The organism is Burkholderia sp. 22313 (genome assembly GCF_052045245.1).
In the GTDB taxonomy this organism is placed as follows: Bacteria; Pseudomonadota; Gammaproteobacteria; order Burkholderiales; family Burkholderiaceae; genus Burkholderia.
In genome coordinates this window covers 85,349-99,516 of record NZ_JBQEON010000024.1, presented here as the reverse complement: position 1 = coordinate 99,516, position 14,168 = coordinate 85,349, and the positions used below count along the sequence as shown (strand labels likewise).

Genomic DNA, 14,168 nt, shown 5'->3' with positions numbered 1-14,168 from the left:
GCGCATTTACAAATATTTACAAGCTTTCCGTTGCGCGATTACCGGCGAATTAATTTCAGCCTCCGTTTCTCCAGTCAATCCCGGATAGGGATAAACCGGATACCACCGCTTTAAACGCTGCCGTTATGCGCGGGAAGGCCTCGAGAGCCGTCCACGCGTGGCAGCCACCCCACTTTGGCAGCACTCTACTGCCCCTCACGCGTTTTAATTCTTACTGAATAGCCTATCCGGCAAGGACTCGTACCGCACGTCTCGTTTCAATCGCCTTTTTTAGACGAGTTCATCAATTGACAGCAAAAATCAAGGCGGCGACATTAGCTCGCACAATTAAACGATTGGAGACAGCGGCATGTCGCACGCCTTATCGAAGGGGGTGGCAACGGCCTTTGCCATCGCCCCTTTCCTGATTGCCTGTGGTGGAGGAGACGGCGGCACGCCCGCGCCGATCAATGCACCGCAATGTTCCGGATCGAGCTGCGGCACGCAAGGGCCGCCGCCGTCGCAGCCCGTCAACGGCGCGCTGTGCCCGGCCAACGCCGACATCGTGAAGAGCACGTACCTCGGCGGTGCCGGTAGCGGCGAGATCGTCAGCGTCAACATCGACGCGGTCGCGATGACGTACACGCTCAAGTGGCTCGAATCGCCGATTCCGCTCGCAACCGGCACGGTCACGCCGAGCCGCGCCGGCACCACGATCACCGGCAAGGTCATCCACCCGCCGACCGGCACGCTGCCGACCGCGGAACAGACGCGCTGCGCGTTCGTCCTCACGCCGGGTTCGGGCACCGCCCCGAACGGCTCGACCTACTCGACGGCCGCCGACTTCAACCCGGCGAACCCGCCGATGCTGCTGGTCGGCATGGGCGTCGCGGGGGGCGGGATTCCGGGCGCGACGGTCCAGTACGACGGGCTGACGATCAGCGTGGTCGGCCTCCCGGTCTTCAAGAACGTCGGCCAGGTGCCGAACCGCCACTTCGACTTCTATCCGTTCCTCGGCTTCGCGAACACGACGACCGACCTCACGAAGCTGCCGGGCACCTACAACGCGCTGCTCTACCACCTCGTGCCGTCGGGCAACTACGCGACGAAGGGCGTGAACGCGAGCGAGACGTTCGACGCGAACGGTGCATGCACCTCGACGAACTCGGGTGGCTGCGTGACGACCGGCGATCCGTGGACGGTCAACACCGCGAACGGCGGCTACCTCGACAGCGCGAAGGCACCGCAGATCCTGCCGCAGACGTCGCTGCCGGTCGTCGGCCCGACCGGCAAGTCGGCGACCGCGCACATGGTCATCGGCCAGCTCAACGGCGCGACCGTGCCGGTGGTGGTCCGCACGGGCTTCGTGTATCTGGGCACCGACCTGGCGCTGCATACCGACGCGAAGGTCGACGACGAATCGGGCATCGCGGTGCTCGGTGCGGCGAGCGCGATCCAGTCGGGCGCGATCGACGGCGGCTACGCGGGTGCGGATTCGAACTTCAAGTACACGGCTGCGCTGATCCGCGGCAGCAACGCGTCGTTCATCAATCCGACCACGCAGGCTGAAGAAGACGGCTTCACGCTCGACTACGGCCAGGGAACGCCGGGCCTGCTGAATGCGACGACGACGCCGCCGAGCGGTGCGAGCTACCCGTCCGCTACGGGCGTGGTGATCGCGACGGGCGGGCTGTACGCGGCGCTGATCCAGGGCACGGTGAACGGCGGCGTCACGTCGACGTCGGCGAACTCGAGCACGTCGTCGACACCGTACTTCGGCGTGGGCGCGCAGATCAGCAAGTAACGGCCGGGGGCGCGGCGGCGACAGGCGTCGCCGCCGCGGGAGACAGGGAAGGCACGAAAACGACGGCGCCCGGCGCGGCGCGGGCAGCACGAGCACAAGCAACAGAAGCGGTCGACAGGGAGCCGGCCGCCGGACAAGACAAATCTGGAGGAGCAACATGAAGCGCAACCTCATTCTGGCGGCGGCCCTTGCCGCCCCCCTTCTTTCCGCATGCGGCGGCGGCGGCGACGGCGACAATCCGCCCCCGCTCGTCGAAGACCGGCTGTGCCCGGCGTCGCTCGACTACAGCACCGTGTTTACCGGCGGCGCGGGCAGCGGCGAACTGGCCAAGGTCCAGCTCGACACGACCAAGATGACCTGGCAGGTCACCTATGTCGAATCGCCGGTTCCGCAAAAGACCGGCACCGTCACGCCGACCCGCGCCGGCACCGTCGACAGCGGCACGCTCACGCAGGAAACGATGCTGCCGACCGCCAAGCTGAACCAGTGCGCGTTCCGGCTGAACGGCGCGAGCCTCGACGCGTCGCGTCCGGCGCGCATCTTCGTCGGCTTCGGCGTCGCGGGCGGCACGATTCCCGGCAAGGAGATCCAGTTCAACGGCGTGCTCGGCCAGGCGGCCGTGCCCGACACGAAATTCCCGTACTACCCGTTCATCGGCTTCTCGTCGATCGAAACCGACATCACGAAGGTCGCGGGCACGTACAGCCACGTCGGCTTCGGTGAAGTGCCGTCGCAGAACTTCGCGCCGGCGTCGATCGATGCGAAGGTGACGATCAACGCGGACGGCACGTGGACCAAGTGCGACTCGACCGGTCAGTTCGCCGGCGGCGCATGCGTGCAGCAAGGCACGAACTTCGTGCAGTCGGCCGACGGCAGCGGCGCGTTCCAGTCGAACAACTACGCGAGCCAGCTGAAGCCGACGCTGTCGGCGACGCCGCAGGGCAAGGGCTTCATGATCGTCGGCAAGCTGCGCAACCAGCTGGTGCCGATCCTCGTGCGCACGGGCGTCGCGAACCCCAACCCGACGCCGGACAACAACGGTGTGCCGGGCCTGACCGCCGACGACGAATCGAGCATCTCGATCCTCGCGCCGCAAACCGCGATCGCGGCCGGCTCGCAGAACGGCGAGTACATCGGCGTCGACAGCCAGTTCGACTACCGCACCACCGCGCTGATCAACAACCAGGCCACGCTGCTCGATCCGTTCCAGCCGTCGCAGGCATCGCTCGCGACCGCGCTCGATCTGGACTACACGCAGAAGGTGCCGGGCACGGTCACGACGATCCACACGGGTTCGGGCAGCACGTCGCCGACCGGCAAGTTCATCTTCACGGGTGGCGTGTTCGGTTTCCTCGACAACGCGGGTTCGACGCCGTATTTCACGATCGGCGCGTTCGTCCAGTAAGCGGGGGAAGCCGTGATGAAGAAAACCCTTCTCTGCGCGGCGGCCGGGGCGGCCGCCCTGGCGCCGCTCGCAGCGCACGCGCAGAGCGCCGGCAGCAACGTCGTCACGCTGGGCTGGTTCCACGTGATGCCGCAGCAAAGCAGCACGCCAATGACGACCAACGTCGCGCCGACGCCGATCAACACGCCGCTGCGGCTGCCGTCGTCGTTCACGTCGCCGGGCACGGGGCTGCGCACCAGCGGCGCGGACACCGTCGGCCTGACGGTCAGCCACTTCCTGACCGACCACATCGCGGTCACGTCCGTGGCCGGCGTGCCGCCGGTGTTCAAGGTGTCGGGCCAGGGCACGATCAGGCCGCCCGGCCCGGCCGGCGCGCTCGGCACGCAGAACATCGGCCTCGGGTCGGTGAACCCGATCGTGAAGAGCGTGCGGCAGTGGAGCCCCGCGGTGATCCTGCAGTACTACTTCGCACAGGCGAACGCGAAGTTCCGGCCATTCCTCGGCCTCGGCGTGTCGTACAACTGGTTCAGCGACCTGCAGCTCAACACGAACTTCATCAAGCAGACGCAGGACAACCTCGGCGCGATTCTCGCCGCGGGCGCGGGCAAGCCGGGCAAGACCTCGGTGGAAGCGAAGGCGTCGTCGTCATGGCAGCCGGTGTTCAACGCGGGCCTGCAGTACAACATGACCGAGCATTTCGGGCTGGTCGCGTCGGTGACGTACATCCCGCTGAAGACGACGTCGACGGTGACGATCAAGGCGGCCGACGGCACGGTGCTCTCCGAGTCGAAATCGGACCTGAAGGCCGATCCGATCATCAGCTACGTCGGGATGACCTACAAGTTCTGATGCAGGCGACGAGGAAGGGATGAACGACGGATGGATGGCCCGCGCCAAAAACGCGGGCGAAAAAAAGCCCGCCTAAGAGGCGGGCTGAATCCATATCAGAGGAGACATGGAGGAGACAGGTGTAACTATAGCGAATCGGTTTCCGCATTGCAACATTTCCGTAGAGAAAATAAGGATTTTCCCTCGAATGCGCACTCTAGATCGCCCGCCATCATCCGCCCCCTTCACATTCTCCCGGTCGAGCACGTCTCCCAGCCTATCGCGACGCACACTGCGCGCCAGCGCGACCCCGCGCGTGACGCGAGCCCGGATGCGAGAACGCCCCACCCTCTGACGAGATGCGGGGCGTCCGGCTGGCTGCGGAGGCAGAAATCAGTGACGGACCAGCGCCATCATCGCGCCGAAGCCGACGAAGATGCCGCCCGTCAGCCGGTTGAACACCTTCGCGACGCTCTGGCTCTTCAACGTCGCGCCGATGCGCGTGCCGAACGACGCGTAGACGAGATACCAGCTGACCTCGATCACCGCGAACGTGACGACGAGGATGCCGAACTGCGGCAGTGTCGGCGCGGCGGCGTTGATGAACTGCGGCAGCAGCGCAGCCGCGAACAGGATCGCCTTCGGGTTGCTGCCCGCAACCAGGAAGCCATTGCGGAACAGCGCCCCGCGCGATGCCGACGCACCGTGCAAAACCGCATCGACGTCGGCGGCCGGTGCGTCGTCGACGCGGGCGCGCCATGCCTTCACGCCGAGATAGATCAGATAGGCGGCGCCCGCGAAGCGCAATGCATCGAACATCGCCGGCCATGCCTCGAGGACGGCCCCGAGCCCCGCCGCGGACACCGCGAGCATCAGCACCAGCGCGCTCAGGCAACCCGCCATCGTCGACGACGAGCGGCGCAGCCCGTGCCGCGCGCCGTGCGTCATCACGAGCAGCATGTTCGGACCGGGAATCGCCGACACGACGAACACCGTCGCCACGAAAAGCCACCACGTATGCAGGTTCATGACCGCCTCAGCCGAAAGAGAAATGAAATGTCGATTATGCCGCGTGCGCGGCGGTTCTGTCCCGCGCCGGCTCAGCGGCCCGCGCGGCGCAGCGCGACTTCGCCGAGCACCGCGAAATCCTGTTCGCCACCGCCGTGCGCGAGCGCATCGAGCAGGCTGTCGCGCACGACGCTCGCGACCGGCAGCGGCACCGACGCCGCGTCGCCGGCCTGCAGCGCGAGCCTGACGTCCTTCAGCCCGAGCCGGGCCTTGAAGCGCGCGGGTTCGTAGCTGCGCTCGGCGATCATTGCGCCGTAGCCTGCGTAGACCGGCCCCGGAAACACGCTGCCGGTAATCACGTCGAGGAAGTCGCGCATCGCGACGCCGTGCGCGCCGAGCAGCGCGGACGCCTCGCCGAGCGTCTCGATTGCCGACGCGAGCGTGAAGTTCGCGGCGATCTTCGCGACGTTCGCGTGCTGCGGCAGCGAACCGAACCGCCAGGTCTTCTGACCGATCGCGTCGAACAGCGGCTGCACGCGGTCGATCGCCTCGGCCGGGCCGCCGGCCATGATCGTCAGGCGCGCGGCGGCCGCGACGTCGGGGCGGCCCATCACGGGCGCGGCGACGTAGTCGATGCCGCGCGACGCATGCGCGTGCGCGAGCGACTCGGCCAGCGCGACCGACACGGTCGCCATGTTCACGTGGATCAGGCCGCGCGGTGCCTGCGCGAGCAGCGCGTCGTCGAAGACTTCGCGCGCGGCCGCATCGTCGGCCAGCATCGAGAACACGGCATCGCCGCGAAACGCGTCGGCCGGCGTATCGACGATCTGCGCGCCGAACGCGGCGAGCGGCTCGGCGCGCTCGCGCGACCGGTTCCAGACCCGCACGGTGTGCCCAGCCTTCAGCAGGTTCGTCGCGATCGCCTGCCCCATTTCGCCCAGCCCGATAAAACCGAGATCCATTGCCCGCTCCTTCGACTCGTGAAGCGAGGAGTTAAACACAGATGGCGGCAGCTTGCAGCCCTCCGCAGACGGCCGCGCGCGGTGCGATACTGCGCGAATGGCGACCGCGACCTTCCGCTTCCACGGCGAACTGAACGCGTTTCTTTCGCGCGCGCAGCGCGAGTGCGCGTTCGCGCATGCGTTTGCGCGCGACGCGACGGTCAAGCACGCGATCGAGGCGCTCGGCGTCCCGCATACGGAAATCGGCCGGCTGTGCGTGAATGGCGCGCTAGCCGCGCTCGACCGGCCGCTCGGCGATGGCGACCATGTCGACGTCCACCCGGAACGCGCGCCGCCACCGGCCGGCGCTTCAGCCGCGCCGCAACCGGACCGCTGGCGCTTCGTTGCCGACGCGCATCTCGGCGGCCTCGCGCAGCTGCTGCGCCTCGCCGGCTTCGACACCTGCTACGACAACCATTACCGCGACGACGAACTCGTCGCGCTCGCCGCGCGCGAAGGCCGGATCGTGCTGACCCGCGACCGCGAGCTGCTGAAGCGCCGCGCGGTCGTGCGCGGCTGCTACCTGCACGCGCAGCAGCCGGACACGCAGCTGCGCGAACTGTTCACGCGGCTCGACCTCGCGCCTCACATGCGTCCGTTCCGTCTGTGCCTGCGCTGCAACGCGCCGCTGCACGCGCTCGATGCGGCCGCCGCCGCGCCGCGCGTGCCGCCCGGCATCCGCCAGCGGCACCGGCGCTTTGCCGCGTGCGACGTGTGCCGGCGCGTGTTCTGGGAAGGATCGCACTGGCGGCGCATGCGCGCGGTGGTCGACGCGATGCGTACGCCGCCGCCCGGCACGCCGGATGCGCCCGATGCACCGGCCGCGGCGGACGCCTGAAAAAACAAAACCCCGCGTGCCGGAGCGTGCGGGGTTTCGCGATGGGTGGCCGGCCGTGCCGGCCCCGACGAAGCGGGCTTAGTTGGCTGCGCCGGTGTCGTTCGTGCCGGCTGCCGAAGCGGCTGCGGCCTTCGCCTTGCCCTTGGCCGAACCGTGGTGCTTCAGCGCGTGCTTCGGCTTGCTGTGATCCTTCTTCATCGGTGCCGGTGCAGAAGCCGACGTGTCGGCTGCCGGCGCGGACGCCTGTGCGAATGCCGAAACCGATGCGAGAGCGAATGCTGCGGTCATGATCGAAGCGAGCGTCTTCTTCATTGTTCTTCCTTTAGCGGAGAAAAAGTCAAACGTACCGGTAAGAGATGCGAGGCATCCGCATCGGAACATCAGTCGCGCCGGGTTGCCGGTCGCCGCCGGGCGGCCCGGCTCTTGCCTTTCCGCCTCGACAAATACTGACGCACTGGCTCCATAACGCATCGCCCGCACGGCGAGTTGACACGTTGCTTGCATCCCTCGGGTTTCCCCGAGGGCGCGGGCTTCCTGCCCGCCCGACGCGTCCCGGGCACCTGCGTCAATCGTCCGACAAACCGGCTCTCGCACCCGCCGCGGCGACGCTATACTGGCCTCCTTCCGATCCAACCGGATCGCGGCCGGTCACGAGACCGCCGCCGTCGCGAGGCGCCCAAATTGCCCGACCACAATCTGGACAAACTGAAAATCGACCGGCGTCCGATCGCGCCCGCGCCACGCCGGCGCCGGTGGGTCCGGTACGCGGTCGCCGCCGTGCTCGTGCTCGTCGCGATCATCGCCGTGCTGATGCTCACCGGCCGGCCGACGGTCGACACGACCTCCGTCACCTCCGCCTACCCGTACCAGAACGACACCCAGCTGAATGCGACCGGCTACGTCGTGCCGCAGCGCAAGGCCGCGGTCGCGTCGAAGGGCCAGGGGCGCGTCGAATGGCTCGGCGTGCTCGAGGGCACGCGCGTGAAGAAGGACGAGATCATCGCGCGGCTCGAAAGCCGCGACGTCGAGGCGTCGCTCGCGCAAGCGCTGGCGCAGGTGAAGGTCGCCCGCGCGAACCTCGGCGTCGAGCAGGCCGAACTGAAGGATGCCGAGATCGCGCTGCGCCGCAGCACGGTCCTCGCGCCGAAGGGCGCAGTGCCGGCCGCGCAGCTCGACGCCGACACGGCCCGCGTGAACAAGGCGCGCGCGTCGGTCAACAGCGACCAGGCCGCGATCGCGTCCGCCGAAGCGAACGCCCAGGCCGCGCAGGTCGCGGTCGACCAGACGGTGATCCGCGCGCCGTTCGACGGCATCGTGCTCGCGAAGCACGCGAACGTCGGCGACAACATCACGCCGTTCTCGTCCGCATCGGACAGCAAGGGTGCGGTCGTGACGATCGCCGACATGGACACGCTCGAGGTCGAGGCCGACGTCGCCGAATCGAACATCGCGAAGATCCGCGCGGACGAACCGTGCGAGATCCAGCTCGACGCGCTGCCCGACATGCGCTTCGCGGGCAGCGTGTCGCGCATCGTGCCGACGGTCGACCGCTCGAAGGCGACCGTGCTCGTGAAGATACGTTTCGTCGACCGCGACGCGCGCGTGCTGCCCGACATGAGCGCGAAGATCGCGTTCCTGTCGAAGCCCGCGACACCGCAGGACCGGCAGCCGGTGACGGCCGTGCAGGCAAGCGCCGTGGTCGAGCGCGACGGCCGGCCGGTCGTGTTCGTCGTGAAGGACGACACCGTGCATGCGACGGCGGTGACGCAAGGCACGCGAATCGGCGAACTCGTCGCGATCCGCGGCGTGAAGCCCGGCGACACGGTCGTGCTCGCGCCGGGCGCGAAGCTGAAGGACGGCGCGAAAGTGACCGTCGCGAAGAAATAGCGAGGCGCGCGTGAACGACGCCTCGCCGCCCCTCGTCGAGATCAGCCGCGTCGCGAAGTCGTACCGGCGCGGCAACCAGGTCGTGCCGGTGCTGACCGACATCACGCTCGACATCGGCGAAGGCGACTTCGTCGCGCTGATGGGGCCGTCCGGCTCCGGCAAGAGCACGCTGCTGAACCTGGTGGCCGGCATCGACCGGCCCGACAGCGGCGAGCTGCGCGTGGGCGGGCTCGACATCTCGCGGCTCGAGGAAGCGCAACTGGCCGAATGGCGCGCGGCGAACGTCGGCTTCATCTTCCAGTTCTACAACCTGATGCCGGTGCTCACCGCGTTCGAGAACGTCGAGCTGCCGCTGATGCTCACGCACCTGTCGCGCCGCGAACGGCGCGAGCGCGTCGAGCTGGTGCTCGACATGGTGAATCTCGGCGACCGCACGAGCCACTACCCGTCCGAGCTGTCGGGCGGCCAGCAGCAGCGCGTCGCGATCGCGCGCGCGCTGATCACCGATCCGGTGCTGATCGTCGCCGACGAGCCGACCGGCGACCTCGACCGCGCGTCGGCCACCGACGTGCTCGCGATGCTGCAGCGGATGAACGCCGAGCTCGGCAAGACGATCATCATGGTGACCCACGATGCGCACGCGGCCGAGGCCGCGCAGTCGCTCGTGCATCTGGAAAAAGGGGAGCTGATCGATGGGCACGCCGTCTGACCGACGGGAGCGCGCAAGATGATCGTGCTGAAGCTGATCGCGCGCAATGCGCTGCGGCACCGGCTGCGCACGCTGCTGACCGTGCTCGGGCTGACCATCGCGGTGCTCGCGTTCGGGCTGCTGCATACCGTCGTCGACGCGTGGTACGCCGGCGCGGCCGCCGCGTCCAGCGGACGGCTCGTCACGCGCAACGCGATCTCGCTCGTGTTCCCGCTGCCGGTCAGCTACGAGAACCGGATCCGCGGCGTGGACGGCGTGACGGCCGTGGTCCGCTCGAACTGGTTCGGCGGCGTGTACCGCGATCCGAAGAACTTCTTCGCGAGCTTCGCGGTATCGGACAACTACCTCGACCTGTATCCGGAATTCCTCCTCCCGGCGCAGCAGCGCGCCGACTACGACCGCGACCGCCGCGGCTGCCTCGTCGGGCGCCAGCTTGCGACGCAGTTCGGCTTCAGGATCGGCGACGTGATTCCGCTGAAGGGCACGATCTACCCTGGTACGTGGGACTTCGTCGTGCGCGGCATTCTCGACGGCCGCGACGACTCGACGATCACGCGCCAGCTGGTGTTCCACTGGGACTACCTGAACGAGACGGTGCGCAAGCGCACGCCGAAGCAGGCGGACCAGGTCGGCGTGTTCGTGCTCGGCGTCGCGAACCCGGACGACGGCGCCGCGATCGCGCGCAACGTCGACGCGGTGTTCAAGAACTCGCTCGCCGAAACGCTGACCGAGACCGAGCAGGCGTTCCAGCTCGGCTTCGTCGCGATGTCGAACCAGATCATCGCGGCGATCCGCGTCGTGTCGTACGTGGTGATCCTGATCATCATGGCCGTGATGGCGAACGCGATGGCGATGAGCGCGCGCGAGCGCACCGCCGAATACGCGACGCTGAAAGCACTCGGCTTCGGCCCCGGCTTTCTCGCGCTGATCGTGTTCGGCGAATCGGTCGTGATCGCGGTGGCCGGCGGCGGGCTCGGGATACTCGCGACACCGCCGGCCGCAAGCCTCTTCAAGCAGGCCGCGGGCGGCATCTTCCCGGTCTTCAAGGTGTCGACCGAGACGATGGCGCTGCAGGCCGCGTGTTCGATCGCGGTCGGCTTCGCGGCCGCGCTGGTGCCGGCGTGGCAGGCGGCCCGCGTGCGCGTGGTCGAAGGCCTGCGGGCGATCGGGTAGGCGCATGGCGATTCCGCTCACCTACATCGCGCGCAACCTGTGGACGCGGCGGCTCACCACCGCGCTGACCGCCGGCGGGATGGCGCTGGTGATCTTCGTGTTCGCGACGGTGCAGATGCTAGACGCGGGGCTCACGCAGACGCTCGTGTCGACCGGCGAACCGGACAACGTCGTGGTGATCCGCAAGGGTGCGGAAACCGAGATCCAGAGCGCGATCGACCACCAGCAGGCCAACGCGCTCGAAATGCATCCGGCCGTCGCGCTCGGCCCCGACGGCCGGCCGCTGGTGTCGAAGGAAGCCGTGGTGCTGATCTCGCTCGTGAAGACATCGACCGGCAAGCCCTCGAATGTCGTGATCCGCGGCGTGTCGCCGGCCGGCCTCGCGCTGCGTCCGCGCGTGAAGCTGGTGGCCGGCCGCACGTTCGCGCCGGGCTCGTCGGAGATCGTCGTCGGCAGCGCGATCGCGAAAGGCTTCAGCGGCACGCAGCTCGGCGACAGCCTGCATTTCGCGCAGCGCGACTGGACCGTCGTCGGCATTTTCGACGCGGGCGGCAGCGGCTTCGATTCAGAGATCTGGGGCGACGTCGACCAGCTGATGCAGTCGTTCCGGCGCACCAGCTATTCGTCGATGGTGCTGCGCATCCCGAGCGCCGATGGCTTCGCGCGCTTCAAGGCCGACATCGACGTCGACCCGCGGCTGACCGACGAGGCGAAGCGCGAGCAGACGTTTTACGGCGACCAGTCGAAGGCGCTGTCGACCTTCATCAACATCCTCGGCATCACGCTGTCGACGATCTTCTCGATCGCCGCGATGATCGGCGCGATGATCACGATGTACGCGTCGGTCGCGAACCGCACCGCCGAGATCGGCACGCTGCGCGCGCTCGGCTTCAAGCGCCTGAACGTGCTCGCCGCGTTCCTGCTGGAGGCGCTGCTGCTCGGCTTCGTCGGCGGCGTCGCGGGGCTCGCGTGTGCGTCGCTGATGGCGTTCGCGTCGTTCTCGACCACCAACTTCCAGACCTTCTCCGACCTGTCGTTCCGCTTCGTGCTGACGCCCGCGATCGTCGTGAAGACACTGCTGTTCTCGCTGGTGATGGGGCTCGTCGGCGGGTTCCTGCCGGCGATGCGCGCCGCGCGGCTGAACATCGTCGACGCGCTGCGCGCGCGGTGACGAGCGCGTCGGGGCTCGCGAGGAGGTCGTGCCGCATCGACGGCGTGCGCCCCGTCGGCAGTCTTCAGCAGTCGTCGGCCGGCGGCGGCAGATCGCCATGCGCCAGCGCAAGCGCATGGTCGCGCACGTCGTGCGGCCAGCCGCCGATCAGCCCGGCCATCCGCGCGAGGTCGTTCGCGTACAGCGCGCGCGCCGCTTCCTCGAAATTCGGCAGATCGCCCGCGAGTGCCGACATGAAGTGGTACGCACGCGTCTGCGCGTCGCGGTGCCGGTCGGCCGCCGCGTGCGTGCGCCGCGCGTCCTCGACCAGCTTGCGCAACGCGACGGACGCGCCGCCCGGTTGCGCGGCGAGCCAGTCCCAGTGACGCGGCAGCAGCGTGACTTCGCGCGACACGACACCGAGCTTCGGACGGCCGCGACCGCGCTGTTCGCCGGCGCAGGCCGGCGTGGCCGCATCGACGGGCGCCGCCGCCGCGTAACGCGCGCGGATATCGTCCGCCGTTCCGCGCAGGTCGAGGTCGATCGAGCGGCCGGTCGCGTCGTCGAAGATCACGATCGTGCCGGACATTGCCTCGCCGCCCGCCTGCCGGACCGCAACCGCCACCGTCGCGAGCGGGCCCGTCGCGATGCGCCGGTGGCCGTCGAACGCCGTGTAGGAAGGAAGAAGTGTGGAAAGCGTCATCGTGGCCGCCCGTCGGCAAGAATCAGAATGACGCTATTTTTATCCGGGTATAAATTGATTGTCAATATCATCCGGGTAAAAACATGCGCTTGGGTATCGGCGGATCGATTCAAATCCTGAATCGATCAAGTCAGTAATTGGCTTGAAAGTGGAATTTTCACCATGACAGAATGATCCGGACGCCCTGCCTCCCGCATCGGCGTCCGGCTTCGGCCGGTACACCCCCATCAAAAAACGCGCGCACGCGACGCGCAGCCGCACGACGGCACCTTCCGCCCTTCGGAGGAGACAGTCATGAATCCGCTTCACGCATTGCCGGCGACCGCGTCGGCAACGGTCCGGCGCACCCGCGTGCGCTGGCTCGTGCTGACCGTGCTGTTCGCGGTCACGACCGTCAACTACGCGGATCGCGCGGCGATCGCGATCGCGGGCCCGGCGCTGGCCCGCTCGATGCACCTGAGCCATGTGCAGATGGGCTTCATCTTCTCGGCGTTCGGCTGGTCGTACGTGGTCGCGCAACTGCCGGGCGGCTGGCTGCTCGACCGCTTCGGGTCGCGCATCGTCTATGCGTTCAGCATCTTCTTCTGGTCGCTGTTCACGCTGCTGCAGGGCGGCATCGGCTTCTTCACCGGCGCGACGGCGTTCGCGTTGCTGTTCGGGTTGCGCTTCCTGGTCGGCGCGGCCGAGGCGCCGTCGTTCCCGGCCAACAGCCGGATCGTGTCGACCTGGTTCCCGGCCCCGGAGCGCGGCACCGCGTCGGCGATCTTCAACGCCGCGCAGTACGCGGCGACCGTCGTGTTCGCGCCACTGATGGGCTGGCTCGTGCACGCGTTCGGCTGGCAGTCGGTGTTCGCGGTGATGGGCGTGCTCGGGTTCGCGTGCGTGCTGATGTGGAACCGCACGATGTACGATCCGAAGGTGCACCCGCGCATCAACCGCGCGGAGCTCGACTACCTCAGCGAAGGCGGCGCGCTCGTCAACATCGACCAGGCCACCGGCGCGCGCGACGGCGGCCCGTCGATGCATCACGTGAAGGCGCTGCTGAGAAACCGGATGCTGGTCGGTGTGTACATCGCGCAGTACTGCATCAACGCGCTCACCTACTTCTTCATCACGTGGTTCCCCGTCTATCTCGTGCAGGCGCGCGGGATGTCGATCCTCAACGCGGGGCTCGTCGCGTCGATCCCCGCCGTGTGCGGGTTCCTCGGCGGGATTCTCGGCGGCATCGTGTCCGACGCACTGCTCAAGCAGGGCCAATCGCTGTCGGTCGCGCGCAAGGTGCCGATCGTGATCGGCATGCTGCTGTCGATGTCGATGATCGTCTGCAACTACACCGATTCGCACATGCTCGTCGTGCTGTTCATGGCACTGTCGTTCTTCGGCAAGGGGCTCGGCGCGCTCGGCTGGGCCGTCAACGCCGACACCGCGCCGCGCCAGATCGCCGGCCTGAGCGGCGCGCTGCTCAACACGTGCGGCAATCTTTCCAGCATCACGACGCCGATCGCGATCGGCTATATCGTCGACCGCAGCGGCTCGTTCAACGGCGCGCTCGTCTACGTCGTCGCGCACGCGCTCGTCGCCGTGGTCTGCTACCTGTTCGTCGTCGGCGAGATCCGCCGCGTCGAGCTGAACTGAACGGCGCGGGCCGTGCCGGCGCGTCCGGCGGCCCGCGCAGCAACGGAA

General features: G+C 68.0%; 13 protein-coding genes. 9 read left to right on the top strand and 4 right to left on the bottom strand.

Annotated elements, in window-relative coordinates; genetic code table 11:
* Positions 1–349 precede the first annotated feature (349 nt).
* From ACTJKF_RS20280 to ACTJKF_RS20270, 3 genes are all read left to right on the top strand, one after another.
* Complete coding sequence (locus ACTJKF_RS20280) at positions 350–1,783, top strand: DUF2957 domain-containing protein (protein ID WP_440625514.1); 1,434 nt, start codon at positions 350–352, stop codon at positions 1,781–1,783.
* A 157-nt stretch (positions 1,784–1,940) separates the two neighbouring features.
* A complete protein-coding gene (locus ACTJKF_RS20275) occupies positions 1,941–3,188 on the top strand; it encodes a DUF2957 domain-containing protein (protein WP_440625512.1) in 1,248 nt (415 codons plus the stop codon).
* 15 nt (positions 3,189–3,203) lie between these two features.
* Positions 3,204–4,037: an OmpW/AlkL family protein gene (locus ACTJKF_RS20270; RefSeq protein ID WP_440625510.1), complete on the top strand. Its 834-nt coding sequence runs from the start codon at positions 3,204–3,206 to the stop codon at positions 4,035–4,037.
* 372 nt (positions 4,038–4,409) lie between these two features.
* On the opposite strand, the gene ACTJKF_RS20265 is transcribed toward ACTJKF_RS20270, so the two are convergent.
* On the bottom strand, positions 4,410–5,045 hold the full coding sequence (locus ACTJKF_RS20265; RefSeq protein WP_440625508.1) for a LysE family translocator: 636 nt from the start codon (positions 5,043–5,045) through the stop codon (positions 4,410–4,412).
* Positions 5,046–5,116: 71 nt separating this feature from the next.
* On the bottom strand, positions 5,117–5,986 hold the full coding sequence (locus ACTJKF_RS20260) for an NAD(P)-dependent oxidoreductase (protein WP_440625506.1): 870 nt from the start codon (positions 5,984–5,986) through the stop codon (positions 5,117–5,119).
* Between the two features lie 97 nt (positions 5,987–6,083).
* Between ACTJKF_RS20260 and ACTJKF_RS20255 the strand changes: the two genes are divergently transcribed.
* Positions 6,084–6,863, top strand: a complete 780-nt coding sequence (locus ACTJKF_RS20255) for a Mut7-C RNAse domain-containing protein (protein WP_440625505.1) — start codon at positions 6,084–6,086, stop codon at positions 6,861–6,863.
* 78 nt (positions 6,864–6,941) lie between these two features.
* Here ACTJKF_RS20255 and ACTJKF_RS20250 read toward each other — a convergent pair whose 3' ends face one another.
* Entirely contained in the window at positions 6,942–7,175 is a 234-nt protein-coding gene (locus tag ACTJKF_RS20250) for a hypothetical protein (protein ID WP_440625503.1), read from the bottom strand.
* A gap of 369 nt (positions 7,176–7,544) precedes the next feature.
* Here ACTJKF_RS20250 and ACTJKF_RS20245 point away from each other — a divergent pair, with 369 nt between their 5' ends.
* The 4 genes from ACTJKF_RS20245 to ACTJKF_RS20230 are packed head-to-tail and all read left to right on the top strand — an operon-like array spanning position 7,545 to position 11,803.
* On the top strand, positions 7,545–8,750 hold the full coding sequence (locus ACTJKF_RS20245) for an efflux RND transporter periplasmic adaptor subunit (protein ID WP_440625501.1): 1,206 nt from the start codon (positions 7,545–7,547) through the stop codon (positions 8,748–8,750).
* Between the two features lie 10 nt (positions 8,751–8,760).
* Positions 8,761–9,459: an ABC transporter ATP-binding protein gene (locus ACTJKF_RS20240; RefSeq protein ID WP_440625499.1), complete on the top strand. Its 699-nt coding sequence runs from the start codon at positions 8,761–8,763 to the stop codon at positions 9,457–9,459.
* An 18-nt stretch (positions 9,460–9,477) separates the two neighbouring features.
* Entirely contained in the window at positions 9,478–10,632 is a 1,155-nt protein-coding gene (locus tag ACTJKF_RS20235) for an ABC transporter permease (RefSeq protein WP_440625497.1), read from the top strand.
* A gap of 4 nt (positions 10,633–10,636) precedes the next feature.
* The gene (locus tag ACTJKF_RS20230) at positions 10,637–11,803 is read left to right on the top strand and encodes an ABC transporter permease (RefSeq protein ID WP_440625495.1); all 1,167 of its coding nucleotides are present in this window, start codon (positions 10,637–10,639) and stop codon (positions 11,801–11,803) included.
* 64 nt (positions 11,804–11,867) lie between these two features.
* Here the strand turns inward: ACTJKF_RS20230 and ACTJKF_RS20225 are convergent, their stop codons facing one another.
* A complete protein-coding gene (locus ACTJKF_RS20225) occupies positions 11,868–12,485 on the bottom strand; it encodes a DUF2239 family protein (protein ID WP_440625493.1) in 618 nt (205 codons plus the stop codon).
* 294 nt (positions 12,486–12,779) lie between these two features.
* On the opposite strand from ACTJKF_RS20225, the gene ACTJKF_RS20220 reads away from it, so the two are divergent.
* Positions 12,780–14,120, top strand: a complete 1,341-nt coding sequence (locus ACTJKF_RS20220; RefSeq protein WP_440625491.1) for an MFS transporter — start codon at positions 12,780–12,782, stop codon at positions 14,118–14,120.
* Positions 14,121–14,168 lie beyond the last annotated feature (48 nt).

What these genes read in the sequence shown, in the direction of transcription:
- ACTJKF_RS20265 (WP_440625508.1), bottom strand. Translation starts at nt 5,045, where the DNA reads ATGAACCTGCATACGTGGTGGCTTTTCGTGGCGACGGTGTTCGTCGTG.
- ACTJKF_RS20230 (WP_440625495.1), top strand. Translation starts at nt 10,637, where the DNA reads ATGGCGATTCCGCTCACCTACATCGCGCGCAACCTGTGGACGCGGCGG.
- ACTJKF_RS20235 (WP_440625497.1), top strand. Translation starts at nt 9,478, where the DNA reads ATGATCGTGCTGAAGCTGATCGCGCGCAATGCGCTGCGGCACCGGCTG.
- ACTJKF_RS20280 (WP_440625514.1), top strand. Translation starts at nt 350, where the DNA reads ATGTCGCACGCCTTATCGAAGGGGGTGGCAACGGCCTTTGCCATCGCC.
- ACTJKF_RS20225 (WP_440625493.1), bottom strand. Translation starts at nt 12,485, where the DNA reads ATGACGCTTTCCACACTTCTTCCTTCCTACACGGCGTTCGACGGCCAC.
- ACTJKF_RS20270 (WP_440625510.1), top strand. Translation starts at nt 3,204, where the DNA reads ATGAAGAAAACCCTTCTCTGCGCGGCGGCCGGGGCGGCCGCCCTGGCG.
- ACTJKF_RS20275 (WP_440625512.1), top strand. Translation starts at nt 1,941, where the DNA reads ATGAAGCGCAACCTCATTCTGGCGGCGGCCCTTGCCGCCCCCCTTCTT.
- ACTJKF_RS20220 (WP_440625491.1), top strand. Translation starts at nt 12,780, where the DNA reads ATGAATCCGCTTCACGCATTGCCGGCGACCGCGTCGGCAACGGTCCGG.
- ACTJKF_RS20250 (WP_440625503.1), bottom strand. Translation starts at nt 7,175, where the DNA reads ATGAAGAAGACGCTCGCTTCGATCATGACCGCAGCATTCGCTCTCGCA.
- ACTJKF_RS20255 (WP_440625505.1), top strand. Translation starts at nt 6,084, where the DNA reads ATGGCGACCGCGACCTTCCGCTTCCACGGCGAACTGAACGCGTTTCTT.
- ACTJKF_RS20260 (WP_440625506.1), bottom strand. Translation starts at nt 5,986, where the DNA reads ATGGATCTCGGTTTTATCGGGCTGGGCGAAATGGGGCAGGCGATCGCG.